At 69.5% G+C, this 26,866-nt stretch carries 30 protein-coding genes and 1 pseudogene; 16 read left to right on the forward strand and 15 right to left on the reverse strand.

What is annotated here, in order from left to right:
- Positions 1-31: 31 nt before the first annotated feature.
- The 11 genes and pseudogenes from OHB41_RS09360 (at position 32) to OHB41_RS09410 (ending at position 9,240) form a co-directional block, all read left to right on the forward strand.
- Entirely contained in the window at positions 32-1,285 is a 1,254-nt protein-coding gene (locus OHB41_RS09360) for a glutathione synthetase (protein ID WP_266697406.1), read from the forward strand.
- Positions 1,282-1,629, forward strand: a complete 348-nt coding sequence (locus OHB41_RS09365; RefSeq protein ID WP_266697407.1) for a hypothetical protein — start codon at positions 1,282-1,284, stop codon at positions 1,627-1,629. The genes OHB41_RS09360 and OHB41_RS09365 overlap by 4 nt, the downstream gene beginning before the upstream one ends.
- A 101-nt stretch (positions 1,630-1,730) precedes the next feature.
- Entirely contained in the window at positions 1,731-2,957 is a 1,227-nt protein-coding gene (locus OHB41_RS09370; protein WP_266697408.1) for an MFS transporter, read from the forward strand.
- Between the two features lie 46 nt (positions 2,958-3,003).
- Positions 3,004-3,996: an L-histidine N(alpha)-methyltransferase gene (gene egtD / locus OHB41_RS09375; RefSeq protein WP_266697409.1), complete on the forward strand. Its 993-nt coding sequence runs from the start codon at positions 3,004-3,006 to the stop codon at positions 3,994-3,996.
- 277 nt (positions 3,997-4,273) lie between these two features.
- Positions 4,274-5,542: an MFS transporter gene (locus OHB41_RS09380; protein WP_266697410.1), complete on the forward strand. Its 1,269-nt coding sequence runs from the start codon at positions 4,274-4,276 to the stop codon at positions 5,540-5,542.
- A complete protein-coding gene (gene trpA, locus OHB41_RS09385; protein ID WP_266697411.1) occupies positions 5,539-6,378 on the forward strand; it encodes a tryptophan synthase subunit alpha in 840 nt (279 codons plus the stop codon). Before OHB41_RS09380 ends, trpA begins: the two co-directional genes overlap by 4 nt.
- A 31-nt stretch (positions 6,379-6,409) precedes the next feature.
- Positions 6,410-7,030 (forward strand): hypothetical protein, encoded by a 621-nt coding sequence (locus tag OHB41_RS09390; RefSeq protein ID WP_266697412.1) that lies wholly within the window; start codon positions 6,410-6,412, stop codon positions 7,028-7,030.
- 171 nt (positions 7,031-7,201) lie between these two features.
- Positions 7,202-7,588, forward strand: a pseudogene (locus tag OHB41_RS52595) (DUF8094 domain-containing protein); the annotation flags it as partial.
- A 107-nt stretch (positions 7,589-7,695) separates the two neighbouring features.
- A complete protein-coding gene (locus OHB41_RS52600) occupies positions 7,696-8,163 on the forward strand; it encodes a DUF8094 domain-containing protein (protein WP_526025037.1) in 468 nt (155 codons plus the stop codon).
- Between the two features lie 43 nt (positions 8,164-8,206).
- Entirely contained in the window at positions 8,207-8,932 is a 726-nt protein-coding gene (locus tag OHB41_RS09405; protein ID WP_266697415.1) for a hypothetical protein, read from the forward strand.
- On the forward strand, positions 8,929-9,240 hold the full coding sequence (locus OHB41_RS09410; RefSeq protein WP_158713645.1) for a hypothetical protein: 312 nt from the start codon (positions 8,929-8,931) through the stop codon (positions 9,238-9,240). Before OHB41_RS09405 ends, OHB41_RS09410 begins: the two co-directional genes overlap by 4 nt.
- A 172-nt stretch (positions 9,241-9,412) precedes the next feature.
- On the opposite strand, the gene OHB41_RS09415 is transcribed toward OHB41_RS09410, so the two are convergent.
- From OHB41_RS09415 to amcB, 6 genes are all read right to left on the reverse strand, one after another.
- Positions 9,413-10,225, reverse strand: coding sequence for a phosphotransferase family protein (locus tag OHB41_RS09415; RefSeq protein WP_103544522.1), 813 nt, complete (start codon positions 10,223-10,225; stop codon positions 9,413-9,415).
- Positions 10,226-11,115: 890 nt separating this feature from the next.
- On the reverse strand, positions 11,116-11,631 hold the full coding sequence (locus OHB41_RS09420) for a hypothetical protein (RefSeq protein WP_266697416.1): 516 nt from the start codon (positions 11,629-11,631) through the stop codon (positions 11,116-11,118).
- Between the two features lie 44 nt (positions 11,632-11,675).
- Entirely contained in the window at positions 11,676-12,401 is a 726-nt protein-coding gene (locus OHB41_RS09425) for a hypothetical protein (protein WP_266697417.1), read from the reverse strand.
- 30 nt (positions 12,402-12,431) lie between these two features.
- Positions 12,432-13,118 carry a pentapeptide repeat-containing protein gene (locus OHB41_RS09430; RefSeq protein ID WP_103544525.1) on the reverse strand — a complete coding sequence of 229 codons (687 nt, stop codon included), beginning with the start codon at positions 13,116-13,118 and terminating at the stop codon, positions 12,432-12,434.
- Positions 13,119-13,192: 74 nt separating this feature from the next.
- Positions 13,193-13,384 carry a multiple cyclophane-containing RiPP AmcA gene (gene amcA, locus OHB41_RS09435; RefSeq protein ID WP_030213706.1) on the reverse strand — a complete coding sequence of 64 codons (192 nt, stop codon included), beginning with the start codon at positions 13,382-13,384 and terminating at the stop codon, positions 13,193-13,195.
- Complete coding sequence (gene amcB / locus OHB41_RS09440) at positions 13,381-14,532, reverse strand: cyclophane-forming radical SAM peptide maturase AmcB (protein ID WP_266697418.1); 1,152 nt, start codon at positions 14,530-14,532, stop codon at positions 13,381-13,383. Before amcB ends, amcA begins: the two co-directional genes overlap by 4 nt.
- A 214-nt stretch (positions 14,533-14,746) precedes the next feature.
- Between amcB and OHB41_RS09445 the strand changes: the two genes are divergently transcribed.
- Complete coding sequence (locus tag OHB41_RS09445) at positions 14,747-15,268, forward strand: NUDIX hydrolase (protein WP_266697419.1); 522 nt, start codon at positions 14,747-14,749, stop codon at positions 15,266-15,268.
- 8 nt (positions 15,269-15,276) lie between these two features.
- Here the strand turns inward: OHB41_RS09445 and OHB41_RS09450 are convergent, their stop codons facing one another.
- A complete protein-coding gene (locus OHB41_RS09450) occupies positions 15,277-16,731 on the reverse strand; it encodes a hypothetical protein (RefSeq protein ID WP_266697420.1) in 1,455 nt (484 codons plus the stop codon).
- Between the two features lie 201 nt (positions 16,732-16,932).
- Between OHB41_RS09450 and OHB41_RS09455 the strand changes: the two genes are divergently transcribed.
- The gene (locus OHB41_RS09455; protein WP_266697421.1) at positions 16,933-17,316 is read left to right on the forward strand and encodes a TnsA endonuclease N-terminal domain-containing protein; all 384 of its coding nucleotides are present in this window, start codon (positions 16,933-16,935) and stop codon (positions 17,314-17,316) included.
- Positions 17,317-17,394: 78 nt separating this feature from the next.
- On the opposite strand, the gene OHB41_RS09460 is transcribed toward OHB41_RS09455, so the two are convergent.
- The 5 genes from OHB41_RS09460 to OHB41_RS09480 form a co-directional block, all read right to left on the reverse strand.
- Positions 17,395-17,958 (reverse strand): hypothetical protein, encoded by a 564-nt coding sequence (locus tag OHB41_RS09460; protein WP_266697422.1) that lies wholly within the window; start codon positions 17,956-17,958, stop codon positions 17,395-17,397.
- Between the two features lie 48 nt (positions 17,959-18,006).
- Complete coding sequence (locus OHB41_RS09465) at positions 18,007-18,528, reverse strand: hypothetical protein (RefSeq protein ID WP_266697423.1); 522 nt, start codon at positions 18,526-18,528, stop codon at positions 18,007-18,009.
- Between the two features lie 26 nt (positions 18,529-18,554).
- The gene (locus OHB41_RS09470; RefSeq protein WP_266697424.1) at positions 18,555-18,848 is read right to left on the reverse strand and encodes a hypothetical protein; all 294 of its coding nucleotides are present in this window, start codon (positions 18,846-18,848) and stop codon (positions 18,555-18,557) included.
- A gap of 680 nt (positions 18,849-19,528) precedes the next feature.
- The gene (locus OHB41_RS09475; RefSeq protein WP_266697425.1) at positions 19,529-20,800 is read right to left on the reverse strand and encodes an AlbA family DNA-binding domain-containing protein; all 1,272 of its coding nucleotides are present in this window, start codon (positions 20,798-20,800) and stop codon (positions 19,529-19,531) included.
- Positions 20,801-20,978: 178 nt separating this feature from the next.
- On the reverse strand, positions 20,979-21,491 hold the full coding sequence (locus OHB41_RS09480; protein WP_266697426.1) for an NUDIX domain-containing protein: 513 nt from the start codon (positions 21,489-21,491) through the stop codon (positions 20,979-20,981).
- Between the two features lie 388 nt (positions 21,492-21,879).
- Between OHB41_RS09480 and OHB41_RS09485 the strand changes: the two genes are divergently transcribed.
- Entirely contained in the window at positions 21,880-23,082 is a 1,203-nt protein-coding gene (locus tag OHB41_RS09485) for an ISAs1 family transposase (RefSeq protein ID WP_266705556.1), read from the forward strand.
- 94 nt (positions 23,083-23,176) lie between these two features.
- Positions 23,177-23,485, forward strand: coding sequence for a nucleotidyltransferase domain-containing protein (locus tag OHB41_RS09490; protein ID WP_526025038.1), 309 nt, complete (start codon positions 23,177-23,179; stop codon positions 23,483-23,485).
- 3 nt (positions 23,486-23,488) lie between these two features.
- Here the strand turns inward: OHB41_RS09490 and OHB41_RS09495 are convergent, their stop codons facing one another.
- Together OHB41_RS09495 and OHB41_RS09500 are read right to left on the reverse strand one after the other, a co-directional pair.
- Complete coding sequence (locus OHB41_RS09495) at positions 23,489-23,725, reverse strand: DUF397 domain-containing protein (protein ID WP_266697427.1); 237 nt, start codon at positions 23,723-23,725, stop codon at positions 23,489-23,491.
- Positions 23,722-24,579 (reverse strand): helix-turn-helix domain-containing protein, encoded by an 858-nt coding sequence (locus tag OHB41_RS09500; RefSeq protein WP_266697428.1) that lies wholly within the window; start codon positions 24,577-24,579, stop codon positions 23,722-23,724. Before OHB41_RS09500 ends, OHB41_RS09495 begins: the two co-directional genes overlap by 4 nt.
- A gap of 216 nt (positions 24,580-24,795) precedes the next feature.
- Between OHB41_RS09500 and OHB41_RS09505 the strand changes: the two genes are divergently transcribed.
- Positions 24,796-25,206 (forward strand): ATP-binding protein, encoded by a 411-nt coding sequence (locus tag OHB41_RS09505; RefSeq protein WP_266697429.1) that lies wholly within the window; start codon positions 24,796-24,798, stop codon positions 25,204-25,206.
- Positions 25,207-25,455: 249 nt separating this feature from the next.
- Here the strand turns inward: OHB41_RS09505 and OHB41_RS09510 are convergent, their stop codons facing one another.
- Complete coding sequence (locus OHB41_RS09510; protein ID WP_266697430.1) at positions 25,456-26,772, reverse strand: IS701 family transposase; 1,317 nt, start codon at positions 26,770-26,772, stop codon at positions 25,456-25,458.
- Positions 26,773-26,866 lie beyond the last annotated feature (94 nt).

Here is a 26,866-nt window from a genome sequence, read left to right on the forward strand (position 1 = left end):
CACGGCACCGACACACACAGGAGACCCGACCATGGCCCTCGCCGCACCCCTCCACGCGGCGGCCGCGCCCGCGTACCGCACCGGCACCGCCGCCGTCATCGCTCCCGCTGATGCCGGCGACCGGTACGTGCCCGCGCTGGCCCGGCACGGCTGGAACTCCGTCGCGGTCACCGAACCCGCTCACCATCCGGACGACAACACCGGCTACCTCCGGCACGTCACCCACCGCACGAGCCTGCGCCGCACCGCCGCCCACCTCGACCGCCTCGGAGTCCAAGCCGTCCTCGCCGGCTCACCAGCCGGTACCGAACTCGCCGACCTGCTCGCCGCCCGACTCCACCTGCCTGGCAACGCCCTCGACACCGCGGACATCCGCCGCGATGCCGGTCTCACCAGCGCCGCGCTACTCGACGCCGGTATCACCGCGCCCCGCAGCATCCGCACAGCCCGCCTCTCCAACGCCCTCGAATGGGCCACCTACACGCAGACAGCCGAACTCGTCCTCCAGCACCCCGACCCCACCCACCCCCACCCTTCCTCCGTCTGCCGCACCGAAGACGACATCCGCTCCGCCTGGCACCGCCTCCACCACTCCAGCACCCAGCCGCTGGTCCTGCGCGAGCACCTCGCCGGCACCCACTACCGCATCCACACCCTCACCGGCCCCGGCCCCGGCCCCGACGGATCCACCGACCACAGCATTACCGCGATCTGGTCCGAGACCCGCACTGCCGACCAACAGGTATGCCGCGCCGACCTCCTGAGCCGCCACGGACTCCTGGCCCGCGCCCTGGCCCTCTACACGATGCGCACGCTCACTGCCCTCGGCATCCGCTACGGCCCCGCCCACGCCACGGTCACCTTCATCCCCGACCGTGGACCCGCCCTGCTGTCCCTGCGCACCGACCCCTACGCAGACTTCGCCACCGACGTGCTGCGCCAGGCCACCGGCCACGACCCCATCCGTGACACCGCGCTGCTGCTCACCACCGGCAACCGCCCCGCAGCCCGCCACCGTCCCCACGCCCACGTCACGAAGATCGCCCTGCTGCCGCGGCACGACGGCGCACTGGATCACGCTCTGCTGCGCACCATCACCGCGCTGCCCACCGTCGCCGCCACCACCGAGCTCACCGCCGACACCCCGGTGCGAGCCGACGAGACCACGGGATGGCTCCTCCTTGTCGCGGACGACAGCCGCGCTATCAACCAAGACCACCAGGTCATCCGAGCCGCCGAGAACCTCGGCCTGTACGGGAGGCCGGTATGCACTCGTCCCTCATGACCGTCCCGCCTTCGGCCTCGCGGGTCCAGGCCGCTTGCCAGGGCCTCCCCAATCTGTTCGCGGTGGTGGTTCTCGACCCCCTGCCCCTGTGGAGCGCACCGCAGGCGGGGCGGACTCTGCCCGAACGCAACCGCGAAGGCCATGACTTGCTGGTCCTGCGCTGGCACGGCCCCCCGGACATCGACGCCGAGGTCCTCACCGCCCTCGAATCGGCCGCCGACCGGGCACCGACCCCGCCCGTGAGCACCGCCGAACTCGCCCACTACCAGGACTCTCTCCCCGACCACCTGCACCTGGTGGCCGTTCCGGCCAGCAGCGTCCTCGGCCCCTGGTCCCACAGCTGACAAGCCAGTCAGCCCCCCGGCGCCGGGCCGAAGGAGCCCGCCCGCCCCCCACCTGGATCCCTTCCTTCCCGGCGCCATCCCATCAGTCCTCAGGAGACCCTGTGCAGACCGCCCCCGCCAAGGCCGACAGACCACTGCGCGCTGTCACCTATCGCAGCGTGCTGCGGGTGCCCCATGCCGCCCGGCTGCTGATCGGCACGCTGACAGGACGCCTGCCATCGGGAATGGTGCCCCTCGCCATCGTCCTGATCGGCACCGAGAACGGCGGGTTGCAGACGGGGAGCGGACTGGCTGCCGTGTACTTGCTGGCCAACGCCGTGGGCGGGCCCTTGCTCGGCCGCCTGGTCGACCGGCACGGGCAGACAGCAGTGCTGACGACGAGCGCGGCCACCGCGGCCGCCGGACTCCTTCTGCTCACGGCGGACGGCGCCTCATGGGGGGTCGTGCTTACAGCAGTGGCCCTGGCCGGACTGACCAAGCCCCCGCTCGACGCGACGTTGCGTGCCTTGTGGAGCCCACTGATGCCGGACCGCGAGCACGAGCGGGTCGCTGTCTCTTTGGACGCCGCCGTGCAAGAGTTGATCTTCATCGCCGGCCCCTTGCTGGTGGCCGCCCTGGCCTACACGTCGTCGGCTCGCTGGGCCGTGGTGGCGACGGCCGCTGTCGGGTTGGCGGGCACGGTCCTCGTCGTCACCGCACCCCCGTCGCGGTCGTGGACGGCGCAGCCTCGCGAAGTGGACTGGCTGGGCCCGCTGCGGTCTCAGCAACTGCGCGTTCTCTACACGGCCATGCTGTTCATCGGCGTACCCATGGGTGCCCTCACTCCGCTCGCGGTCACCTTCGCCGACCAGTTCCAGTACGCCGGTCTATCGGGCGCACTGCCCGCCGCCGTCTCCGCCGGTGCCCTGGTCGGCGGGCTCCTGTACGGGGCACGCTCGTGGCCCGGCCCGACGGCAGTGCATCTGGTGATCCTCTGCGCCGGCTTCGCGACGGGCTGGATCCCCCTGCTGGCGGCCGGGAACTCCCTTCTCGCGGTCGCGGCGTGCTTGCTCCCGGGCCTCGTCATGGCCCCGTTGCTCAGCGCGGCCTATCTCCTCACCGTCCGCTTGGCGCCGGCCGGCACGGTCACCGAGGCCAGCGCCGTGCTGGTTGCGGCTCTCGACCTCGGATGCGCCGTGGGCACCGGGGCCGCAGGACTCTCCTTCGCCCGCGTGCTCCTGCCGGCTGGCGGGGCCGCGGCCCTCGTCGTGCTCTGCGCCACCCGCGGACTGAGACGTCCTCGGGTCCTTCCCCCCGCCGTCGCCGAACCCCAGCACGTGACCACGTGAACACCGTCCCCATCCGCGCCACCTCACTTCTCCAAAGGACTTCGCGATGACCGCACCCGCTCTGCCCGCCCTGACCTCGCCCGCACCCGATCACCTTGCTGAACTGCGCACAGACGTCGTACGAGGGTTCGCCACGTCCCCGAAACAGCTCTCGCCGAAGTGGCTGTATGACGCGGACGGGAGCCAGCTTTTCGACGAGATCACCCGGCTGCCGGAGTACTACCCGTTCAGGACGGAGCAGGCGATCATCGCCGACTCCTGCACCACCATCGCCTGGCTCACCTGCGCCAGAACCTTGATCGAGCTGGGTTCCGGTTCGTGCTCGGCCAAGACACGTCTGCTGCTCGATGCCCTGAGCGGACCGCTCACCACCTACGTGCCGGTCGACGTGAGCTCCAGCGCCCTGGCCCAGGCCTCAGCCTCCATCGCGGCGGAGTACCCCGGCCTGACGGTGAAACCCCTCCTTGCCGACTTCACCGCCGCGGTCGACCTTCCGCCCACCGACGGGCCCCGCCTGTTCGCCTTCCTCGGCGGGACCTTCGGCAACCTCCTTCCCCCCGAGCAAGCGGCATTCCTGGCCACCCTCACCTCCCGCCTGGCCCCCGGCGACCGCCTGCTCCTCGGCGTGGACCTGGTCAAGGACCCAGCCGTCATCATTCGCGCCTACAACGACGCTGCAGGCGTGACCGCCCGGTTCAATCTCGGCCTGCTGCATCGCCTCAACCGGGAACTGGACGCCGACTTCGACGTGGCCGCCTTCGAGCACGTGGCCGTCTGGGACGCGGACCACGAGTGGATCGAGATGCGTCTGCGGTCCCGCCGGGACCAGACCGTCACCCTGCGCGGTGTCGACCTGGTCGTGCCCTTCGCCGCGGGAGAGGAACTGCGCACCGAGGTCAGCGCAAAGTTCCATCCTCACGGCCTTGCCGCACAGCTCAGCGCCGCTGGCCTGGAGCTGAGCCACTGGTGGACCGACCCCGCCCGCCTCTACGGACTGGCCATGATCGCACGCGCCGACGACATCACCCCGGCGGCCTGATGCCCGTCCCCGCCGATCCCTCGGACACATCCACCCGGCGTCGGGCCTTCCATGTCAACCGAAGGACGATGATGCGCACCACCGACGGCTCAGCGCACGCTGCATGCGCCCTCGCGTGCCCGGGCGCGCACGCCCTTCCGTCCCGCGACCAGCCGACGCAGGCCCACGTGCCTGTTCGTCGGCCCGCGCCCATCGGCGCTGAGTCACGGACCGCCGAGGCGAATGACCACGGCAGCCGGACCCGGCGGCACACGAGTCTGCACCGCGGAGCGCACACATGAGCGCGGTCGACACACCCCCCGCCCCCATCGTCCGCGCCGCGCCGACGCACCACACCCAGCAGCGCCCCGTGCACTGGGGCACCGTGCTGCGGCTGCCGTACGCAGCGCGCCTGTTGACCGCCACGCTCGTGAGCCGGTTGCCGCTGGGCATGACGCCTGTCGCGCTGCTGATCGCTGCGCGGGCGAACGGCCACGGATACGGCGTTGGGGCTGCGCTCGCCTCCCTGTACGGGCTCGCGGTAGCGGTCGGGCAGCCGCTGCTCGGCCGCCTGGTCGACCGGCGGGGACAGACCCGCACACTCATGGCCGGCGCGATCACGTCGGCGGCCGCACTCCTCATCCTTGCGGCCGCCGAAACGCTCAACCTGCTGATTGCAGCCGCCGCCGTCACCGTCGCGGGAGCAACAGCCCCGCCGATGGAGGGGGTCCTGAGGGCACTGTGGCCCGCGATCACCCCCACGCGGCGGCATTTGCGTGCGGCGCTGGCCCTCGACAGCGGAAGCCAGGAACTTGTCTACGCCGCCGGTCCTCTCACCGCTGTCGCAGCTGCAGCGGTGGCACCGCCCGGCCTCACCTTCGCCGTGGCCGCCGGCCTCGGGCTGGGAGGGGCTCTCGCCGTCGCGGCATCGGCTCCTTCCCGCAGGTGGCGACCCGCGCAAGTGCGAAGCGGAGCCCTCGGTGCCCTGCGCTCGGTCGGCATGCGATGGATGCTGCTCGTCCTCACCGTGGTCGGCGGGACACTCGGCGCGCTGTCGGTGGCCGCCCTGACCGCGAGCGAACGGCATTCCGCTCAGTGGCTGGCAGGCGTCCTGCCCGCCGGGGTGTCGATCGGTGCGCTCCTGGGGACCGCCGCCTGGATCGCGCTGCCGCTGCCCGCTTCCCTCAGCCGGCAACTCGCGTTGACCGCCGCAGTATTCGCGGCCGTCTGGGTGCCGCTGAGCCTCGACCCGCCACCGTTCGCCGCCCTCGCGCTGACGGTGCCGCCCGGCATGGCCTTCGGAGCGCTGCTGACGTGCGCGTATCAGGTGGTCGCAGAGCTTGCCCCACCCGGCACGCTCATCGAGGCGTACGGCTGGCTCATCGCGGCCTTCGGGCTGGGCCAGTCCCTGGGGACAGCGGCCGCCGGCGTGCTCGAGGGCCCCTGGGCCCTCCCGGCAGGCACGGCCACGCTCGCCCTCGTCCTCTCCGCCCCAGTCTGCCGGCGCCTCGCGGTGCGCACGGCAGCCGCCCCTTCCCCTCGCCCGTCGCCCGAGAGGCCGTCATGAACAACTCCACGTCGCCGTCCTGGCCGCCCGCCGACCGCCTCGACCGGGCCTTTGCCGTCAGCCACGCGAAGGGGCGGGCCGCGCTCGGCCTCTACCTGCCACTCGGCTACCCCACCCCCACAGCCAGCCTGGACGCGCTGCATTCGATGGCCCAGTCCGCCGACGTGCTGGAGATCGGCGTCCCGCACCACGACCCGGTCATGGACGGCCCCCTGATCCGGGAAGCCACCGCCCAGGCACTGGCCGCTGGCTTCCAGATGCACGATGTCTTCACGGCCACATCCGAACTGACTGCGTCCACACCTGCCGCGCTGCTGGTCATGTCGTACTGGGCCCCGATCGCGCAGTACGGCATCGAGCCCTTTGCGCGTCGGCTGGCCGCTGCCGGCGGCGCGGGGGTACTCATCCCTGACCTTCCCCCGCCAGCGGCGGAGGCATGGAGAGCAGCAGCAGCCTCGGCCGGCCTGCACACCATCCCCCTCATCCAGTCCCGCGCCTCCACGGCACAACTGGCGGCGATCGGCGCTTCCCACAGCGGCATGGTCTACGCCCCCGCGACCTCCGGCCTCACGGGCTCCCAACACCCGCTCAGCCCCGACCTGCCGAGGCTGGTCCACCGCCTGCGCACCACAACCCACCTGCCGGTCGCGGTCGGCATCGGCATCAGCACACCGGGCCAGGCCGCACAGGCGTCCGCGTACGCGGACGCCGTCGTGGTCGGCTCGGCTGTCATCCGGCGCATGCGAGACGAGCCCAACACGCCCGCCACCGCCGCCGACGAGATCGCTCGCGACTTCGCCGCCGGAGTCCGCCGCGCCCGGCGCTCCGCAGCCTGACCCGTCCCCAGTTCCTGAAGGAGGAACCACCATGCCCCATTCCTCGACCTCGATCCCGCGCCCGCGCCACCTGACCGTGCTCGCCGTCGGCGTCGCCACGGCCCTCACCCTCACCGCCTGCGGCGCACACTCGGACACCGGCGCGACCAGGGAGAAATCTGCCTCGACGACCAGCGCGGGCAAAGAGAAGACGACGTTCAAGCTGGGTGAGGCCAGCCCGGTCCAAGAGAGCCAGATGCAGCGCTCCCGAGGGGCCACCTACACGGTCACGCCCACCAAGGTGGTCGTCGGCAGCAAGGCCGACATGGACAACTCCGGGCTTGAGCAGGACAAGGAAGACGGCCCCCAGGTGCCCGTGTACGTCTGGTCGACGCTCACCCACAAGAGCGGCAAGCCGATGGCGCTGGGCGACATGGATGACGATCTGGTTGTCAGAACGGATACAGGCCAGCGCACCCGCGCCCTCATCGTGCTGCTCGGCCAGGCGCAGTGGCCCAACTGCCCGGCGTTCGACTCCGACAAGAAGCTCGTCGCAGGCCAGTCGCAGCGCATTTGCACCGCCTTCCTCATCCCACAGGGCCAGAAGGCCGCCGCAGTCCAGCTCAGCCAGGGCTTCTACAGCAAGCCCCTGGAGTGGCCCATGAAGAGCTGACCGGACGCCGCTCCAACCACCCTCACCGCGAGAGCGGACGCGGGGACCGTCCGACCGCCGCCCCCACAGCACTGATACCCGCCCGCCGGAGCGGAGCACCCCTTCCCTCGCTCGATTCCACCAGGGGTGATCCAGATGCCCTCCCCCCAACAGCACCCGTCCCCACCCCGTATGCGTGCCGGTGCCGCAGCCCTGGGCGCAGCGGCGGCGCTGTGTCTCACCGCCTGTGGACCAGGCTCGGACACCGGCTCGGCCCCCACCTCGAGCGCGAGCCCCGCTCCGAAGGGGGTCGTCGACCACAAGACTGCCGGGTCCATCCTCGACCACTACCAGGAGATCAACAACAAGGCGAACAAGACGCGCGACGCGAGCCTCCTCTCCACCGTGGAAGCCGGCCAGCTCTACGCCCGCAGCAAGGCCGACTATGAGCAGTTCGACACCCTGAGCGCGAAGGAGAAGAAGGACTACGGCACCCCGTTCTACTTCACCCGGCGCTCCTTCTACATCCCGCCCACCGGCAACTGGTTCGCGGCCGAGGCCTCCACCAACGGCACGAACCACACATTCATGATCTTCGAGAAGTCCGCCGACACCGGCGGCACCTGGAAGAAGGTCATCTCCCTGTTCCCGCAGCAACCGCTCCCGACCCCCGGACCAAGGGCGGCCTGGCCGTCCCCGCAAACGCGGACACCCCGGTCGGCAGCCTCGCACCCAGCGGCGTCACCAACGCCGTCGAAGACCTCTTCGCCAGCGGCGGCACCAAGGACGGCAGCAAACTCTCCCACGCCAACGACAACGCCAAGGCCATCCTCAAGACCTACAAGGAACGCGGCGACCACCTCGGGTCCCAAGCCACGGTGAACTTCTTCCCGATCACGCCGACCCACGACAAGACCTACACCCTGACCACCTCCTCCGGCGTCCTGGCGATCACCTCTCTCGCCCACAAGGCAGAGACCCTCGTCACCAACGCCGGCCTGCAGATCACCCCCGGCAAGACCGAGTCGGTCTACAACAAGACGCCACGTGCCGTGGTGGTGAACAGCTTCCAGGGCGAGGCCGTCGTCCACCTGCCCCGCCACGGCAAGCCCGAGATCCTCGACTACCGCTACGCCCTGGTCGACTCCCGCTGACGGCCCACCCCACCCCATCCAGCCACGACCGAGGAAGACCACCATGCCCCTGGGCCCGTCACTCACCGCCGACATCCACGAGACGATCATCGTCCTTCCCGGCGGCGGCATCCACGCCCAGGGGCTGCGGCAAGACGGCCACCCCGACCAGGCCGAGGCCCTCATCGAGCGCGTCCGCGGCCCCCTGCGCGCCGCGGCCCAGCGACACGGCCGACCGATCCTGCTGTCCATCGGCCACCCCTACGGGCACATCGACCAGCAGCAGATCGCCGCCGACGGCACGGTCCACCCCGGCCAGGACCCGCCCGCCAACGCCCAGCCCGTCGACCCGATATGGAACCAGGGCATCCCCGAGGACACCGGCCTGCTCGAGACCCCGCGCGCACCTCAGCGCGCGGGGCACTGGCGTGCCGCACAACAGGCCGCCCACCGCGCCACCCAGCACCTCATCGCCCGCCACGGCCACGACCACCCGTACGCAGCGATGGGCACCGAACTCCAGGCGTACTTCGCCGTGATGGCCCAGGACCGCGCCGCCGCTGCCTCTCTCTACACCGAGGCCGCCGTCGCGATACACCGGCTCGGCGGCCCGCCAGAACAAAGCCGCCGCACCCTGGTGAACGCCATCGCCGCCTGGCTCCACTCCGACCGCGACACCAGCCCCGGCGGAGCAGGCTTCGCCGCCGCCCACGCACTGATCCGCATCACCCCCTACGACCACACCACCCTCGCAGCCCTGCTGCACCGACTGACCAGGGATCGCGCATGACAACCCTCTCCCCGCCGCGCCCCGCCACCCACCCGCACGACCGCAATCTCACCGGCCGCGGACGGGCGTACCGGGCACGGCCCGTCCGCCAGGCCCCGCGCACACCGCCGGACGCCCTGAAGCCGCGTTTCTCGCACGCCGCCGCGCTGCCGCCCCGCCTCGTGCTGCGGGCTCCGCGGCCCAGTTCCACCCCGTTCACCGAGCCCGCCCACGAGCCGGTCACGGCTCCTGTCACCGCCGCTGCGAGGCCGGCGGGCAGTGACTGGCTCAGCAGCTCCTTCAGCACAGCGCGGCGGCGATCTTCTTGAACGTCAGCAGGGGCTTGCCGCTGCGGGTGCTGGTGGAGCGGGCGGCCAGCAGCAGGACGGCCTCCGGGGTTCCTAGCTGCTTCGGTTTTCGTCATCGGGCTTCATTGTTTCTCAACTCCCCTCCCTTGCCGCTGCGTTGTCGGTGATGGCTGCCGAATCGCGTGTTGGCTGCTCAGTGGGTCATGCGGAAGGGAGTCCACGGGGCCTCGGCGCCTTCGCGAAGGCCGTGCAGGCGGAGGCGGACCTGTTCTGCGAGACCGGGGCTACTGTCGAGGACCGGCAGGACAGCAGTGAGGACCTTGAGTTCCCTCAGCCGGCGGAGAACGGGCCAGCCAGACCAGGTCCGTATGTCGGCACCGTAGAGCTGGCACAGGAGGTCGTAGTCGGCTATGGGGCGTCGGTACCGGATGCAGGCCACCAGCTCCGGGATGAGATCCCACTCGGCGGGGCCGCGGCACAAGGAGTCCAGGTCGCACAACACGGGGTCGCCATGGGGGCCGCGGAGCAGGTTTCCGATGTAGGCGTCTCCGTGGATGACACCACCCCGGTGTGGGAGTGGGTAGGTGAGATCCCGGAGCTGCTCGTCGAGTTCGTGGACGCTGTCGCCGAGCCACGCCTGGTCCCCGGGAGGGAGGATCGACGAGTCGGCCAGGCGTTCGCGCATCTCCCGGATGGGCTCCCACTGGGGAAGGCCGAACTCCGGCGTGGGCAGGGCGTGCAACTGGAGCAGTGGGCCAGCGAGTTCGTAGGCACGCGGCGTCGGGCGGCCGTCTTGCGGCAGGTAGAGCCAGAACGTGGCGATGTGGTCGGTTTCGTTGATGAGTAGCGGCTGAGGGATCTCGGGCAGCAGACGGACGGCGGGGAAGTCGACGGCTTCGAGCCAGCGCGCGACCTGAACGAGACGTTCGGTGTCCGCCAGGAGAGTGGCAGACGGGGCGATACGGACGATGACCGGATCGCCGGGGATCTTGAAGAGCGCGTTCATCGTGACATGGATCAACTCCGGTTTATCTGTCTGCGGCAATCCGGCGTGCTGGCACGCGAGTTGGACCGTGCGGTTGAGTCGGTGTTGGGCGAAGGGGCCACGGGACTTCGCCAAGGGAGCCACCCGCCCATTTCACCGGCCGGTCGCGCGGGGCAGCAAGATGCTCTCTCTGTAAGCGGTCACCTCATCGATGGCCGCCCGTCCGATGGGGGCGTCGCCAAACCGCCCGCGCAGAAGGTGAAGGACCCGAGCGCAGCGGACGTTGACGCTTGCGACGCGCAGGTGAGGTGGCAGCCCATCATTGCCGCTGGCACTGACAGCGCCTATTTCCGGTCGGGATCTATCCCGGTGGCCGGTTTGTGGTGCATGGTGTGCGGACGGCCCCTCACCCCCAGGTGGAGGCCCCTCGGGCCCTGCCGCTTCCCCCCGTGGCGGCGGGGCCCGCCGCGCCTCCCGGCTCCCCACGGGAGGCCTCGCGGCTGCCCGCGCCCGCCGGCTTCTCGCGGGTACGGGGCCACGGCGTCACAGGTCGCCGGTATCCAGCCCGAGGTCGGTCATGGGCTGGGTGGTGGTGACGACGTCGACAGGGTGGGTGCGGGAGTAGGCAGTGAGCGCCAGGGACAGCTTCGGTTCACTCGCGGAACGCGCGCGAACGACGACGCGATCCCGACGGGGCCCGGGTCAGGACGATGGCCGGCGACCGAGGCAGGAGCCCGGGCACCGTGTCGGCCGCGAAGAACAGGTTCGTCTCCTTCACCAGGTGCCGGTCGGGTCCGTGCAGGTCGCACAGCGCACACACCAGCTGGTGCCAGCCCAGCCCGCTCAGCCCGGCCTCGTGCAGGCTCGGCGGGAACTGCTGCCGGAAGGGCTCGCATGGTTCGTCCCCTCATTCATCCGTGCTTGCCGAGAGTGGGCAGTCCACCCGAGATCGTTCGGACGCTGCGTCCGCGCCGGGAGGATCGTTTGGCCAGCAGCAGTTGGCGGGCCATCGTGCTCCACTGTGCGGCGTCGTCTTGGTTCCCCGCGGCTCTCTGCTCGCGGCCGGCCGCGAGCATGGCGGCTCGGGTCTTCCCGTACAGCGGCTCCGCGATCGAGGACACGGCTCCGCTGATTCGGACCGCACCTTCCCAACCCCGCTGGCAGAGCACCAGACGGTGGTCCGCGCCGTCCTCCGCCAGGCGCACGGCGTACAGGCCAGCACGGCTGTTGCCGAGCGAGATCTTCCCGAGCTGTATCAGGAGTTCCGGAGAGCACGGCAGCAGGACTTGATCCGTTGTGGTGCCGCGTGCGGGCGCTACAGCTAGCGACACGAGGTCGAGACGCTCGCCTTCCCATCGAACCCACATGCCGAGCGTGGGCCAGGCGATGGCAGGGTCGAGCGCGGGGTGTTGCGCCCTCGCGTCCATGCGAGGGTCTCCCGGTCCTTGAGCTCTGTCTCGCGACTGATCGGTCATGACGCGTTCGGTCGCTGGCCGAGCCAGAAGGCGGCGACGGAGGGCTGGTCGATACCGGCGGTCGAGCCGTCGTGAGCAAGGAACTCGGTCGGAGCGATGTAGCCGTCGCCCGGATCGAGGCGGATGCGCAGGCAGCGCAGCGGGTGTCCTGCGGTGACGTACCGGCGGATGTCCTCGGTGTGGGGGTGGTGCCGGTCCGGGTCGGCGTGGAGCGTGCGGCAGATCTGCTGAATGTCGTGGTCGCCGATGAGCAGGTAGCGCGGGCCAGGGCCGAGATTGAGGCAGAGCCGTCGGCGACCCTGGTGGCGTCGGGCGTACGGCAGTCGGTCGAAGTTGTCGACGTGCAGTCCGATCCGGCGACCGGTGGTGGAGTCCTCTGTGGTGGTGGTCCAGTGGCCGGGGCTGGCGGCGCAGCCCAGGAGGGTGGTGGGCCAGTGGCCGTTGAGGGGGTCGAGGCGGGCGGCGGTTTCGAGGCGGCCGGCCAAGTCGTCGGAATCGAGGTCCGGCAGCGGTCGGTGTACGAGTTCGATCCGGATGCTGTCCGGCACCGAGTCATCGGCACGATGCTGCTCGGCGTCGGCCGCGGTGATCGATTTCCAGTTCTCGTCGGGGACGATAGCGCCGTCGTCGTAATCGGACTCGCTGGTGGTCTGCCGGACCGGTGCGGTGTCGCACCGGCCGCGTAGGTCGTCGAAGGAGTGGAATGCGAGCTGTGGGCCCATGGCCGTGCCTCCCCAGGGGCAGGTGCGGGGCTACTTGTCGTCGAGGTCTTCACCGAAGGTGACGTCCAGCTCGGCGGCGAGGGCCTCGGCGAGCTGGAGTGTCTGGGCGTGGTCGATGACGATCTGCTTGAGCGAGGCCAGGCCGCGGAGCTGGGAGAGGTCGTTACCCCGGAGGTCCAGGCCGCGGTTCTTCCCGCCGTCGAACTCGGTCAGCCGTAGATCGCAGTCATCGATCAGGGCGGCGCCGAGGTCAGCGGCGGCGAAGGTGGTCTCGCGTAGAGAGCACTTGGCGAAGATCACCGGGCCGGTGGCCCGGACGCGGGTGAGGGTGCTGTAGTCGAACTTGCAGTTCTCGAACAGGACGTTGTCGAGCGTCACGTCTTCGAGTGCGGCGCCCATGAGCTTGGAGTCGCGGAAGACGGTTCGGGAGATCTTGCTGTCGGTCCACTGCAGGGAGGACAGGTCGCATCCGGTGAACTCCACGGAGTCGACGCGGAGCTTCTCCAGGCGGGTGCGCTGGGCCTTGAGGCCGGTGATCCGCCCGTCCATCAGGTGGGTGTCGGCCAGGTCGAGGTCCCGCAGGTCGGCGTCGGCGTAGTGGAACTCCGCCACCCGGCCACGGCCGCCCTCCAGCGAGGTGACGTTGGAGAGGTAGAGGCCCGGCTCGTTCAGGGCAGGGAGCGTGACGCTCGTACGGCGGATCGTGCGGGTGTCCATCAACAGCCTTTCAGCGCGGTGGCTCGGTCGCCGGTGCTGCTGGCACGCCCCAGGCGTGCCAGCAGCGGCGCGGCCTACTTCTTCTTGTTCCAGTTGTCCCAGGTCGGGCGGTTGTCGAAGGGGGCCGGGTTCTTCGCCCAGTTGTCCCACGTGGGCCGGTTGTCCCACGCTGCTTCAACGATCACCGGGGGCGGGACGTCGTGCGTGGCTATCAACTCCATCACGACGGGGGTGTCGGATGTGGTGAGTCGGTCCAGGATCTTCATGCAACAGCCTCCTTGGTTGCGAGCGTGGACAGGGCCGTGACCAGGGCCTGCCGGGAGACCTGGCAGTAGTTGGTCTCGGTGGTCGTGAGGTCACCGTTCTCGAAGTAGCGGTTGGCGGCCTGGGCGCCGCGGCAGAAGTCGAAGAACTCGCATTCGGCCTGGCAGCGGTCCAGGCCGGTGAGAAAGTCGCGTACGTAGCGCAGCCGGTGGGCATCACGGAGGATCTCGGGCAGGGGGCGGTCGAGGATGTTGCCGGCCACGAAGTCGCCGTACTCGGGCGCCGCCGTGTCCGCGAGTTCCGGGGAGAGCAGGACCATGTCGCCCTTCCAGGAAATGGTGGGGATCGGGTCGAGGCGGCGCCCGTCCCACTCAGCTCTCCGGCCGGAACGGATCAGCTGGAGGTACTCGGCGAGGCGTTCGACTTCCCGGAGCGCCGGGGCGCCAGGATGCCGGCGGGTCCAGGTGAGGATGCGGCGCCAGAACTCCTCGGCCTGGCCAGCGGTGGGCGGCTGGCGGTCGGCGTTGACCCCTTCGATCTCCTCGATGTTGAATCCCACCGAATGGCCGCCCAGAGAGGTCAGGAACTCCAGCAGCTCCTCCGGCATCGCGATGCCCAGGGTGCCGACCACCGAGATGACGGAGAACGGGATGCTGTGCTCGCGCAGCTGCGCGATTCCGCGCAGGATCCGGTCGAAGGCGGGCTTGCCTCGCAGGTCGACGCGCTCGGCGTTCAAGGCGGCCGGGCCGTCGATGCTCACCCCGACGCGGACGTCGTACGCGGCCAGCAGGTCGCACCACGTCTCGGTGATCAGTGTTGCGTTGGTCTGCACATAGTGGTGGACTCGGCCCGCCTGCCGCAGGGCCTCGAACGGCGCGAGCAGGGCTGCGAACTTCTGCTGGCCCACGGCGAGCGGCTCCCCGCCGTGCCAGACGATGCCAATCGGATGGCCGCTGTCGTCGAACTGGGCCACCGCCTGCGCCAGGGCCTCGGCCACCTCCAGGGGCATCTGGTGCTTGAGCTTGCGAAACGGCAGGTAGCAGTACCGGCAGTCCAGATTGCACCAGGTCGTGGGCTGCACCACCACGGTCTGCGGGGCCGCAAACCGCTGCTGGTACCGGGCACGCCACGGGGACGGGCGAGAGCGCATCGGGGTCCTCTCCTCGACGGACAGGGGCATCGCCGACCGCGAGCGGGAGCCGCGGGCCGGGGATACGACCACAATCCGTCCCGCAGTGACGTGTACGCGATGACATCGCGCTGTCATTGCCGATGACATGTCATCGGCGCGGCGCTGACACCGCGCTGAAGTCGCTTCACCTGCACGGGAGTTCGAGTGGTTGCCTGTGGGCTATCGTGGCGGGGTGCCTCGCTCGATTCTGATCCACGACGGCCAGACCGCCCGCGACATCGGTCTGGTGTACTGCTGCTCGGGCTACCTCGTCGAGCGTGGCAAAGTGCTGCTCGTGCACCACAACCGCTTCGACAAATGGGTTCCGCCGGGCGGTCATATCGAGCCCGGGGAGTCCTTCGCGGGCACGGCGGTGCGCGAGTTCAAGGAGGAGACGGGGCTGCTGGTGGAGGCAATCTCCAGCCAGCCGGCCATCCACCCGGCCGACCACAACGCCACACCTGAACCCGTGCCCTTCTACGTGGACATCGAGCGCGAAGGCTTCCCGACGCCGGCGCTGGTCCAGTTCTTCTACGTCCAGCGGCAGCCCGGCACCCGCCAGCAGGCCGTGGAGGCGCAGCTCGAAGAGGTGCACGGGGCCGCCTGGTTCGGCCTGGAGGACCTCGACACCCTCAAGACCTTCGACCAGGTCCGTTCCCTGGCGCGGTTCGCCCTGCTGAACTACCCGGCGGCCGGGGAGCGCGCCACGTCGTAGGCGGCGGCCTACCGCCCTGCGAGGCGGTACCCGCTGGACCCGTCCACCGTGCTGGCCAGCAGCAGCCGGGCCGGGGCGCCGCCGAAGGCCGCAGAGACGGCCTGGTTGAGGCGCTGAACGTACTTGGGCACCGAGGACGGGGCGACGTAGAGCTTCGCCGCGATCCGCTCGGTCGACATTCCGGCCTCAGGAGCGTCGTACACGACCTTCACCACGTCGAACAGGCGCTCCGACAGCTCACACGCCACCCTTCCTTCGCTGTCGCACGCCCCGAGGAGGACGGTCCGGCCAGGACCGAGGGCGACATGGACGATGACCATCTCGGCCGACGCCTCGCTCGCGTCCTCGGAGGCGGGGTCGGCAAGGTTCAACCGGGCCAGACGCTGCATCGCTTCCTCGTAGGCCGACACCGTGTAGTACGCGGCCCGGATGGTGGCGCGCTTACCCGAGGCACCCGGCTCGTTCCACAGTCCGGCCTCCGGGTCCCACAGGCCGTTCATCAGCTTCCACGCCTTGGCGAGGCGGGGATCACGCGGGCTCGCACCGGCCCGGATGGCAGCCTGGGTGCACAGCGCGTACGCCATGTGCTCCCAGGCCGTGCCCTGCACATCCTTGTCGTCCTCGACGAACTCCTCCCACCGGTGGTGGTTGTGCAGCAGCCACTGTCCGGCCTCGACGACCACTTCGGACAGCCGCTTCCGCTGCACCGGGCCGTGCACCCCACCCGCCTCCCGCGGGCCGTCCCGAAAGGCAGGCTCGCCGCCGGGCCCGGTGCCCGAGCAGACGGCCGACAGCGCGAGCAGGCACAGCGCGGTCTTGCTCGGGCTCGGCTCGGTGTCGATATAGGTACGCCACCCCCATGCCCCGCTGGGGCGCCGGTGGTAGAGCAGACCATGCACTCCGTGGCCGATCAGCGGCTCGACGCGCTCCAACAGGCTGCTGGTCTCCACCCCGCCAGGTAAGAGGAGCCCGGGGCCGAAATCATGGAGGGTATCTCGGAGCTCGGCGAGCCGGTGCACCACCAAGGCGGTCTGGTGCAGCGAGGTGTCGTCGAGTCCGAGGACTTCGGGCCAGCCGTGGTCGACCTGGTGGTCCTCCAGCCAGCCGACGCACCAGGCCGCGGTCTCCGCGACGCCGTTGTGGTGGAAGAAGCGGGGGTGGGACAGCAGTCCGGCCAGGCCGAAGGCGATGAACCGGGTGTGCTCACCACGGCCGCCTTTGGGCCGGGGCCGCGAGTGCTCCGGGATGGCGCCGGTGAGGAAGTCGAGCCCCTGTCGAACAGGCTGTCCGGCGATACCGGCGGCCCGCAGAATCGGCAGGACCTCGCTGGTGTTGACGATGGACGAGACCGAGGTCAGGGTGAGGCCCCACCCGCCGTCGTACCCCTGGTTGTGCAGCAGCGTCCGGGCAGCCTCGCCCGCTCTGGTCTCGAACGCCGCGAGCCCGACGTGCGCACTCTTCATGATTCGCCTCCGCCCTGACCGACCCGGACTGCCGGTCGGACCGTACCCAACTCGGCTACTACCAACGCGCGTTCGGGGCCGAGACGCTACGGTGCATGGTCATGAAGCCGTTCGTGACGGGAGGTCGGCGTTGCTGGCCACGTCGTCTACGAGTCCCGGCTTGAGCTGACACGGCTGCTCTACGCCGACTTCGACCAGGAGGTGACGTCCGTCTTCGCTCAGCCGTTCCCGTTGTCCACCACCGTTGATGGTCGCCGACGCCGACACATACCCGACTTCCTGGTGCTGCGCGAGAAGGACGTTCCGCTGGTCGTGGACGTCAAGCCGCGGCATCTGCTCACCCGGCCGAAGGTGAACTTCGCCCTCGGCTGGGCCCGCGAGGTCGTCCTGTCGCGCGGCTGGGATTTCCAGGTGTGGACCGAGCCCCCGAAGCGGAGCTGGAGAGCCTGCGGTTCCTCGCGGGCTATCGCCGCGAGTGGCTGTTCGAGGAGGACCTGCTCGCGGAGATCCGGGCGGCGGATCTGCACGGGGCGACGCTGGGGGATGCGTTCCGTGCCTTCCTCCAGCACTCGCCAGTCCGGGTGACGGGGGAAGGCGCTTCAGGACGAGGATCGGCCGCCCAGGGGGCCACGGTGCGGTCGTACGGCTCGATGCCCGTGCCCGTCACGGCCGCCCCCACAGATTCTCGGCATCCCAGTCCCGGCTCGCCTGACCGGCGAGGCGGGCCATGGCCTCCGGGGCGGGCTGCCAGTCCCGGGAGACGCGCGGAGCCTCGGCCGCGAGCCGGGTCAGCGCCCGCTCCCAGGACAGGACATCGGGGTCGTTGAGGAGCTGCTCGGCACGGCGGCTCACGATGCGACGGCGAAGGTGCTGGGCGAGGTCGGGCCGCACGTCCGGGTAGTCTCCGCTCTCCTCGCCGGGCCACGGCATCCAGGTTCGCCGGTAGACCCAGCCCTCGCAGAACATGCAGTGGGCGAGCCGGATGGCGTGCAGCGGCGCCCGCACGGCGACAGGCATCGGCAGCGGCTGATACACGGCCAGGGTGCCGCGGTGGCGGCAGTCGGGGTTGCGCCAGGTGCTCGGGCCCGCATCCATGCGCCAGAAGAGCTCCTCCAGGGGCACGGCCGGCCGCTCGGTCACCGCCAGCGGGTCCTCACACCAGGGCAGGACGTCGCGAAGCCACCACATGATCCGGCTGTTCCACAGCCGCCGCCCCAGTCGCTGCACCGCCGCCCCTCCGCCCGTGACCTGCGCCCACGGTACCGGGCAGCCTCGCTAGACGCGGATGCCGTTGCGGATCAGCAGGGCCTTGAGCTCCGGATCAGCCTGCTCATCGACGCCGCACAGCTCGCCATCGCGGAACGCCCACACGCCCCTCAGCCCGAAGTCGACCGCGACACACAGCGTCTCGCCCCGGTAGTCGAGCGCGTAGTACGTGCAGTGATCCAGCTCAGGAATCGCACGCTGCACCCGCGTGATGACGTCCACCTCGGAGGGCTCGGCAGCGCGCTGCGCAGGTACGGCGCTCGGGTCAACGAACTCGGGCCGGCAACCTCCGCATTCGAGGCGGAGTTCGCCGTCCGGGCCGGGGACCTCGAAGGGGAGCGTCTCGGGCTTGTCCTCGTTGCGGTCGCGGCGGAAGTCGACCTTGCCGCAGGCGGCGCAGGCGAGCCCGGCCTGCCTCGCGCGTCCCCTGCTCCAGTGCTCGGCCTCGTCGGGGAACTCCTTGACGCGGACCTCCATCGCCTCGAACGGCCAAGCACCGACGGGGGTCGGCCGGTAGTAACCGACTCGCATGATCGTGCTCCTCTCGGTGGTGTCGGTCAGCACAACAGGCGGCAGCCCGTTCCGGACACTCCCGCGAGGGACGTTCCCCGTTCAAGATCCGCTGATGGCGGCTCGAGGAACGCCAGCGAGTCCTCGACGTTCTCGATCGCCTTGGTACGGAGCCTCTCGATCCGCTCCGCCAGCGACCGGTACGCGGGACTCTCCGAATCCGCGAGCCGACGCCGCAGGCGCGCCTCGATGGAGTCGAGGACCTCCTGGTACACGTCATCAGATTTCGGCTCCAGCGCCTGCTGCTCGGAGAGCTTCAACTGCTCGGTGATCTTCTTCACCAGTGCCAGGCCTTGGCGAGCTCCTTTGTAACGTGGCCAGGCAGCTCACACTCGGCAGCACCACCCACCCATCCACTTAAGGTCATGGACCCGGTGGTGAGCGCACGTTGGGAAGACAATGCTTATGAGCTGGGCCGAGTCCGCGTACATGGAGGCATTTCAGCCTTCGAATGCCCAGTCCCCCCCCGCGCTCATCCATGGTGAATACAGGGCTACTTGGGCACGGCGAATGGCCGCGGGCCTTGCGTGTGTGACGCTGCGGCGCGGTGCCGTTGAACAGCACGACTCCACTTGCCGGGCCTCAGGGATGTCTTCACTTGCCTGGGCCCGTGGTGTGTCCGGCTGGTGTCACCGGGCTGCGAGGGGCAGTGCCGACTGTGGCACAGCCCCCTTGGTCATGGCCTCCAGGAACCCTGGGGGTTGCGTTCGGGCATGTGGCTGGGGTGGGCCAGTCGGCCGTTCGCCGCCTGGGCAAGCCAGGCGGCCCACCGTTCGATGAACTCGTCCAGATCCCCGAGGACGAGGGGGTGAAGGGCCAGGCCCTATCAGTCAGGGCGAGGACGGCTGGGGCCACCGTGTGGTGGTGGGGTCGCGGCGTCGTTGGATGGTGCGCCCTCGAGCCGGGCCCGGAGATGTCATGGCTGATCCTCCGGGGCCCGTGTCGTCTCGTGGAGCGAGACTCACTCTTCGTCGGTCAGGGCCTTGACAAACGACTCTTCGGAGTCCAGCGAGCGGAGCAGGGGGCCGAGGAGCCTTCGCGTCACCGTGCCCGGTGCGTCGCGCAGCTCGGCCAGGGTCACGCCAGTGCTCTCCTCGTACGTGTCGGCGCTGTACCTGTGGTTACTGGCGAAGATGGACGGCTGACTCCATCGGCGTCGGCCGCGGAGCCGGTTGGCTCCGATGGCTACCGCCCAGTTCCCGTGGTAGCCCACGTCATCGGAGATCAGGCGGATCAGCTCCAGCATGTGTCGGGTGAAGACGACGGCGGCAGCGTCGAAGATGACCTGCTCCGCATCACTTGGCGACTCGTACGGCCTGGAAATGCCCTCGGAAAGACGGGTCATGAGCAGCCGCAGCCCTCCATCCTCGAAGAGCTGAAGCTCGATGACGGACTCGTCGGAGGAACGGCCTTCCGGGGTGTAGACGCGGCCGGCTCCGAGCCCCGAGGAGCTGAGAGCCACTCCCCTCGCACGCCGGTGCCCCTGGTGGGCGGAAGACAGATCAGGGCTGAATCCCATCCCGGAAAGCGCTGCCCGGGTGCGAGGGGCTTCCAGGGCACGCTGGATCAGCGTGCGCAGGCGCTGGTTCCAGTCCAGGGCGCCGGTGATGGGCAGGCACATGTCCCGTCGTCCGGCGGTCGGCTGGGCGACCAGGAAGAGGTGGGACTGGGATCCGACGTCGCGCAGCGGGTCCTCGTCCATCTCCTTGCGCAGCAGGGTGAGGGTGTCGGCCTCGGTGTTGCGTCGCCGTGCGTGGAGTGCGACGACTTCGGCGTCGCCCATCTGGTACTTGGTCTTGTCGCCGCGGCCGAAGTAGCGGTTGTCGACCATGTGCGGTGCGACGGGGCTGGCCGGGATGTGCACGATGAGGTAGCCGGTCCCGTCGTCGGCCGCCGCGCTGATCTCCTCGGTGAGGATGGTCAGCGGCGGGTCGGGGATGCTCCGGGCCACCTGCTCGATCTTCTCCGGCAGTCCGTTCAGCGGCTGGGGGGCGAGCTCGAAGGTGCGGCTCTCCTTGTTCTCCTGGACGCCGATGATCAGGGTGCCGCCATGGACTGCGAACGAGGACAGGTCGCGTGCCAGTTCCTTGTTGTCGCCCTTGCTGTTCGGGGCCTTCTTCAGGTCCAGGTGGTGGCTTTCCTCGAACAGGCCGCCGTCGACGGCGGCCTGGAGGTCGGCCTCGGTCTTCGGCATCCACCGGGGGTTGTCGGAGGAGAGGTAGATCGATGTCACTATGGGGTCCCGCTTCCCGTGATCCAAGGCCCGGCACGGGCCGTAGCCCAGGGGGCTGAGCGCCAAGGGTACGGAGCGGGTCCGACAACGGACCTTCCGTTTCCCGGAACGCCCCGGTCCCTGACTGCATGGGTGAGTGTCATAAGTCCTCTCCCGGCTCCCGGTGTCCCGGGCGCGGTCATTCGATGGGCAGGTCGTCCCGGTAGGACCACACGCGGCCGGCGCTGAGGCTGTCGAGGTAGTCCAGCAGCGGTTCGATCTCGGGTCGGGTCGCGGTAGAAGAGGCAAGGACGGCCTTGGCCTCGGTCAGCGGCAGCAGGACCGCGCCGGTCACTTTGCCGTCCGGGTCGTGCACCGCGATCTCGCCGTCCCACTCGGTGCAGTCGAAGGTCAACACCACGGTGGAGGGGTACCTGTCGGTCGTGGTGTTGACCAGGTAGGCCAGCGGACCCACCGCCCTCAGGTTCAGGCCGGTCTCTTCCTTGACCTCGCGGACCAGAGCCTCGGTGAGGAGTTCGCCGCGCTCGACGCCGCCGCCGGGGACGGACCACATCTCCTTGCCGTCACGCTGTTCCTGGACAAGGACGATGTGGTTGCCTCGCCGCAGCAGCGCGGCAACGACCTGGACGCCGGGGCCACGTGCCGGTGCGGGAACCGGGGCGGCCGTGATGGCGGTGTCGTTGGTGGTCATGTTCGCTCCAGTTCGGTTCGCAGAGCCGCGGTGCACCCAGGGGAATTGGGTGAGGTCACGACCGTGCCAGTACAGGAAGTACGACAAGGCGATAACCAGCAGTGGAAGCCGCCGGGCTCGACGAGGGATAGGCGGTCTTGGCGCCTCTCCCCGGGATCCGGTCTGGTGAAGCCGTAGTGATCGCCGGATATGGGGTCGGGCTGGCCTCTACCCTGATGCGGTGCAGGGCGGCTGCAAGTTCCGGGGTGGTGAGGGTTGGCCGGGCTGTCGTCGGTTGGGGTGGATAGCAGGGCAGGCACGGGTTTCGTGATCATTGTGGTTCCTACGCCCGATGATCACGAGGTGGCCCGTGCCTGCTGCCATATCTTCTCCGGTCCCTGCCGTGCTGATGAGGCTGGGTCCGCTGGACGCCGGTCAGGTCGCCGATCTGCGTTCCTACCTCGATGCGGTGCCCGATCCGCGCTCGCGGCGGGGCCGTTGGTACTCACTGACCGCGATCTTGCTGGTGTGCGCCTGTGCGGCCGTGTCGGGAGCGAGGAGCATCGAGGAACTCGCCGAGTGGGGCCAGCGCGCCTCGAACGCACTCCTGGTAGTGATCGGGATCCGGCGTCACCTGCTCGGCTGGCGACGCACTCCGTCACCGGCCACGATCGGCCGGGTGCTGGGGACCGTTGACGGTGACGCCCTGGACCGGGCGGTGGGCGCCTACCTCGCCGACCGGCACCGCGTCGCCACCGAGCCGGCCCACAGGCCATCGCCCTCGGCGTCCGGGCGGCCGTGTGTGATCGCTGTCGACGGCAAGACACTCAAGGGATCAGCCCGTCTGACCGCGAAGCGCCGGCATCTGCTCTCCGCGGTCACCCACGCCCCGGTCGTCACCCTCGCGCAGGTGGAAGTGGGCGCGAAGACGAACGAAACCACACATTTCCAACCGCTCCTGGCACCGCTGGACCTGGCCGGCACCGTCGTCACCTTCGACGCGCTGCACTCGGTCAAGGCGAACGTCTCCTGGCTGGTCGAGACGAAGAAGGCCCACTACATCGCCGTGATCAAGACCAACCAGCCGACCGCCCACAGCCAGCTCGCGGACCTGCCGTGGCGCGATATTCCCGTCCAGCACACCGCCTCCACCACCGGGCACGGCAGGCGCGAGTCCCGCTCGATCAAGACCTGCGCCGTCCCGGACGAACTCGGCGGGATCTCCTTCCCCCACGGCCGCCTGGCCATCCGTGTCCACCGCCGCCGCAAGCAAACCGGCCAGCGCGAGACCCGGGAGAGCCTCTACGCCGTCACCAGCCTCGACGCCCACCAGACCGGCCCCGCCGGCCTTGCCACCGCGATCCGCGGGCACTGGGGGATCGAGAACTCCTCACACCACATCAGGGACGTCACCTTCGCCGAAGACGCCTCCACCGTCCACACCGGCACCGCACCCCGCGCCATGGCAACCCTCCGCAACCTCGCCATCGGTGTCCTGAAGACCCTCGGATCCGACAACATCGCCAAAACCACCCGAGCGATTCGAAACGAACCCGAACGAGCACTTCACATCCTGGGCATCACAACCGAACCAGACACCTACGGAACTTGATCAAGCCCTGGATGCGGTGAGCCAGTATTCAATGTCAGCCAAGGACGTAGTCGCGCTTGTGGAGCGGCTCGACGCCCACGGCGTAGATGCGTCTATCGGGGGCGGGTGGGGCGTGGATGCGCTGCTCGGGGAGCAGACGCGAGAACACTCCGACCTTGACGTATGGGCGCCGGCCGCACAGCGCAGGGTGAGCGCGGTGAACGGGTCCGCCCGCCCCTTGGCTTCAGCCATCACCGTTTCCAGGAATGCCTCCTCGGCCATCCCCGCCGGCTGGTTCACTCTGCTGAGGAGCGCGATCTGTTCCTCACCGAGGATCGCTCGCAGTCCCTGCCCCTCGTCCTGCACCGTGCCGATTCCCCCTTCATCAGGCCGTACTGGTGTGGTGAGCGCCTGCTGCGGGTGAAGATCAGCGGCGGCGGAGTTCGCCGTGCATGATGCCACTGACGAACATGTCGTACTCGGAATCCGTGAACAGATGTGCGGGTTTGTCGGGGTTCTTCGAATCGCGGAGGGCCACGATGCCGTCGTCGAGGAAGGCGACCTGGACGCAGTTGGTCCCGCCGCTGCTGAAGCTGCTGGTCTGCCACTGGGCGTCACGCAGCTGGGACTCGACCCAGGCCGGGGCGAGTTCGTTCTTGTTCATGCAAGATCCTTGGCGATGGTGGTGAGAAGTGGCAGCGACGCTTTCGGGGAGAGAGCGTCGGATTTGAGCAGGTCACTGGTGGTGCGGTACACCTCGACCGTTTCCGGCTCGTTGAGGTGGAGCGAGGCGCGCATGGACTCGATGCACACCAAGTCCCGCCCGGTCGGGAAGGACATGAGCATGAACGGCCCGTCCATCCCGGCGTGCGCGCCGGCCCGGTGCGGCAGGACCTGGATGGTGATGCTGGGAGCCGTGCGGGCGAGGTCGATCAGATGCTCTACCTGGGCGCGCATGACGGGCCGGCCGCCGACTTCCTGACGCAGGAGCCCTTCGGGAAGCACGGCCCAGATCTTCAGCGCCGGGTCACGCTCCAGCATGTTCGTCTGGTGCTCCTGGCGCATGGACACGAAGCCGTCGATGTCCTCCGGCGTCTTCCAAGCCCGGCTGCCCTCGGTCACGGCCCGGGCGTACTCCGGGGTCTGAAGCAGCCCGTGGATGGCCGCCGGGTTGAAGACGAACAGGTTGCTGGCGGTTTCCACCAGGGAGAGGTAGTCGCCGAGCGGGTCGTCGACGACACCCTGGTAGCGCTGCCACCAGTCGGCTTCCCCGGCCCGGCGGACCAGGCCGCGCAGTTCCTCGCGCAGTTCGGGGTCGATGATCTTGTATACCTCGAAAAAGTGCGGCAGCTGCTGGATCTTGAGGCCCTGCACCCCCTTCTCGATCTTGCTGACCGTGGAGAAGGACCGGTAGCCCAGATGGCTCGCCGCCTCCTCCTGCGTCCAGCCCAAGGCTTCGCGGATGCGCCTGAGTTCAGCACCCAGGCGTCGGCGCCGAGGTGTCGGCTCGACCGGCATCCCTCACCTCCTCGTCCATATCTACGCCAGACTAGCGGCTGGGCCAGTTCGTGAATATGCCAAGTCCCCGAGAGGAATGACTTTCCTCAAGGACTGCTTGTCGAAAGGGCAGTTGGCCGTCATTATCGAAGCTCGCCCAGCGGACGGTGGCGCCTCGGTTACACCGCGCCATCTCCGCCGTGGACGCACGTGCCACCTGGAGGGTCAGTGCCTGTGATGGCGGTCAGCCCAGTTCGGCAGCACCACATGGTGCTGCCCGCGATCGGTCCCGAGAGCATGGAGGGTGTCCGGGAGATCGTGCGGGTCCTCCTGCGGATGTGGCGCAAGAGCGAGCTGGAGTTCGTCACCGAGTTCGGCGTCACCGAGCTGCTGACGAATGTCCTGAAGCACACGCCGGGCGACTGCGAGCTGCTGGTGCGCGAGACGCCGGACGGCATCCTGGTCGGCGTCACTGACTTCGAGGACGCGCTGCCGACCGTGAAGGACCCCGACGGGGATGCCGAGGGTGGCCGGGGCCTGTTCCTGCTGTCCTGCCTGGCCGACGAGCTGCAGAGCCAGCCCCTGCTGTACGGGAAGCAGGTCTGGTTCCGCATCGGCCATGCCGCCGACCGGGAGGAAGGCCCATGACGGCCGCCGACGCGATGGCTCGGATCGAGTCAACTTCCTTATTGCGTACGGAAGTTCGAGCCCTCTCGTGCTTTGGTGGCACCCTCCCGCGAGATCTACAATCAGAGTCGTTTGCCCGGTTTCGGCCTCTAGCTGCCGGGCTGCACGCGGCCGTGCGCCGTGATCGCGGGCGCTGTGTCGCGTCCGGTCCTGACGAATCCAGAAGGGGCGTCCTCACTCGACTTTCGACGTTCTGACAGGCTCGGGGAGTCACGCGGCGGCGTCGGTGCTGGCCGCGGCCCATGCCTGCTGGACGGTGCGGATTTCCTGCTCGGTGGGCTGACCTGGGCGGGTGGGCATAAATCGGGCGGCGATGATCACCCGTCGGAGCTTGGCGACCATGTCGGACAGTGACGGGTCGGTCTTGGTGGTGTACCAGGGGGCGCGCTCGCGGTGCTCGGCCACGTCGCCGGGCTGGTGGCCGTGCAGTGCGTACCAGACGACCGTGATCGTGTAGCAGTACAGGGCGAAGGGCACGGTGCGTTCCACCGCGGCCCGGGTGCGGTTGTGGGCCTGGCCGGCTCCGAGCAGGCCGCGGGCCTCGGCGAAGGTGACCTCGATCGACCAGCGCCGCGCGTAACGGGTGATCAGCTCGGCCGGGCTGCTGGTCAGGTCGGTGGTGACCAGGGCCAGGTCGTAGCCGGTGTCGGTGGTGTCGTCGCGGAGCAGGATCACGCGCACGGTGCGGGTGTGGAAGGAGCCGTACCACAGGCAGGTGACCTCGGCCAGATGCACCTGCTCGGTACGTTGGTAGCGCGTGACCTGTACGGGAGCGAAGTCGGCGGTGGCCGCGAGCTGGGCGGGCGTGCCCAGTCGCGCGCCCTTGAGCGCGGGGCGCCCGCGTTTGCCGGTCCTGGGCGGGGCCTGGGCGAACAGGACCGAGGGTGCGGGCAGTCGGGTGGTGAAGGTGCAGGTCGCGGGCAGATCGCGTAAGGCTTTGCCGTGGTAGGCGGCGTCCGCGACGACATGAACGCGCCGGCCGTGGTGGCAGGCGGCCAGCAGGCGGATCATGGACGCGGCGATGTCGACTTTGCTGCCTTCCTGCCCGGGTCGCCACAGCCGGGCCATGACAGGAAGGCACACCGGCCGGGCCAGGAAGGGCAGGTCGACGACCAGGCCGATGACGACGAAGCAGGTCCCGCGCCCGACACCCCGGGGTCCGGTGGCCGCGCCGTTGTGCTGCCAGGCCGCACCGAAGACCTTCTTCCCGCGCCGCTTGAACAGCGTGTCGTCCACCGCCACCGTCAACACCGCACCTGCGGGCAGGAGTTGGCGCACGACCAGGTGGGACAGGGAGATGCCCAGGATGTCCGGGTTCCACGGGGCGCGGGAGAAGAAGGTGTGGGCGCGGTCGTGGGACCATGCGCGCGTCAACCCGACACCGGTGAGCATCCCGGTCACCGTGCACCGCCCGGTCTGCGCGATCAGACCCGTGACCAGCGCCGTGAAGGTTCGAAACGTCGGCGCGGTGAAGTTGCCCCGTACCAACTCCAGTACGGCGAACAGCGAAGCGGGCACAGTCGGCATCGCAGGTATCCCTCCCCGGGCGCGGTCGCCACACCACCGATGCTGCCGCGGCCCCGCCCACCACGGGCCCGGACACCCGGTGCCTCACCCGTCA

Origin of the sequence: Streptomyces sp. NBC_01571, from assembly GCF_026339875.1 — a bacterium.
GTDB lineage: Bacteria > Actinomycetota > Actinomycetes > Streptomycetales > Streptomycetaceae > Streptomyces.

Bases quoted from the DNA above. Each gene is read 5' to 3' on its own strand.
- OHB41_RS09360 (WP_266697406.1), top strand. From the start codon at position 32: ATGGCCCTCGCCGCACCCCTCCACGCGGCGGCCGCGCCCGCGTACCGC.
- OHB41_RS09365 (WP_266697407.1), top strand. From the start codon at position 1,282: ATGACCGTCCCGCCTTCGGCCTCGCGGGTCCAGGCCGCTTGCCAGGGC.
- egtD (WP_266697409.1), top strand. From the start codon at position 3,004: ATGACCGCACCCGCTCTGCCCGCCCTGACCTCGCCCGCACCCGATCAC.
- OHB41_RS09380 (WP_266697410.1), top strand. From the start codon at position 4,274: ATGAGCGCGGTCGACACACCCCCCGCCCCCATCGTCCGCGCCGCGCCG.
- trpA (WP_266697411.1), top strand. From the start codon at position 5,539: ATGAACAACTCCACGTCGCCGTCCTGGCCGCCCGCCGACCGCCTCGAC.
- OHB41_RS09390 (WP_266697412.1), top strand. From the start codon at position 6,410: ATGCCCCATTCCTCGACCTCGATCCCGCGCCCGCGCCACCTGACCGTG.
- OHB41_RS09405 (WP_266697415.1), top strand. From the start codon at position 8,207: ATGCCCCTGGGCCCGTCACTCACCGCCGACATCCACGAGACGATCATC.
- OHB41_RS09410 (WP_158713645.1), top strand. From the start codon at position 8,929: ATGACAACCCTCTCCCCGCCGCGCCCCGCCACCCACCCGCACGACCGC.
- OHB41_RS09415 (WP_103544522.1), bottom strand. From the start codon at position 10,225: ATGAACGCGCTCTTCAAGATCCCCGGCGATCCGGTCATCGTCCGTATC.
- OHB41_RS09420 (WP_266697416.1), bottom strand. From the start codon at position 11,631: ATGGACGCGAGGGCGCAACACCCCGCGCTCGACCCTGCCATCGCCTGG.
- OHB41_RS09425 (WP_266697417.1), bottom strand. From the start codon at position 12,401: ATGGGCCCACAGCTCGCATTCCACTCCTTCGACGACCTACGCGGCCGG.
- OHB41_RS09430 (WP_103544525.1), bottom strand. From the start codon at position 13,118: ATGGACACCCGCACGATCCGCCGTACGAGCGTCACGCTCCCTGCCCTG.
- amcA (WP_030213706.1), bottom strand. From the start codon at position 13,384: ATGAAGATCCTGGACCGACTCACCACATCCGACACCCCCGTCGTGATG.
- amcB (WP_266697418.1), bottom strand. From the start codon at position 14,532: ATGCGCTCTCGCCCGTCCCCGTGGCGTGCCCGGTACCAGCAGCGGTTT.
- OHB41_RS09450 (WP_266697420.1), bottom strand. From the start codon at position 16,731: ATGAAGAGTGCGCACGTCGGGCTCGCGGCGTTCGAGACCAGAGCGGGC.
- OHB41_RS09465 (WP_266697423.1), bottom strand. From the start codon at position 18,528: ATGCGAGTCGGTTACTACCGGCCGACCCCCGTCGGTGCTTGGCCGTTC.
- OHB41_RS09480 (WP_266697426.1), bottom strand. From the start codon at position 21,491: ATGACCACCAACGACACCGCCATCACGGCCGCCCCGGTTCCCGCACCG.
- OHB41_RS09485 (WP_266705556.1), top strand. From the start codon at position 21,880: ATGAGGCTGGGTCCGCTGGACGCCGGTCAGGTCGCCGATCTGCGTTCC.
- OHB41_RS09495 (WP_266697427.1), bottom strand. From the start codon at position 23,725: ATGAACAAGAACGAACTCGCCCCGGCCTGGGTCGAGTCCCAGCTGCGT.
- OHB41_RS09500 (WP_266697428.1), bottom strand. From the start codon at position 24,579: ATGCCGGTCGAGCCGACACCTCGGCGCCGACGCCTGGGTGCTGAACTC.
- OHB41_RS09505 (WP_266697429.1), top strand. From the start codon at position 24,796: ATGGCGGTCAGCCCAGTTCGGCAGCACCACATGGTGCTGCCCGCGATC.
- OHB41_RS09510 (WP_266697430.1), bottom strand. From the start codon at position 26,772: ATGCCGACTGTGCCCGCTTCGCTGTTCGCCGTACTGGAGTTGGTACGG.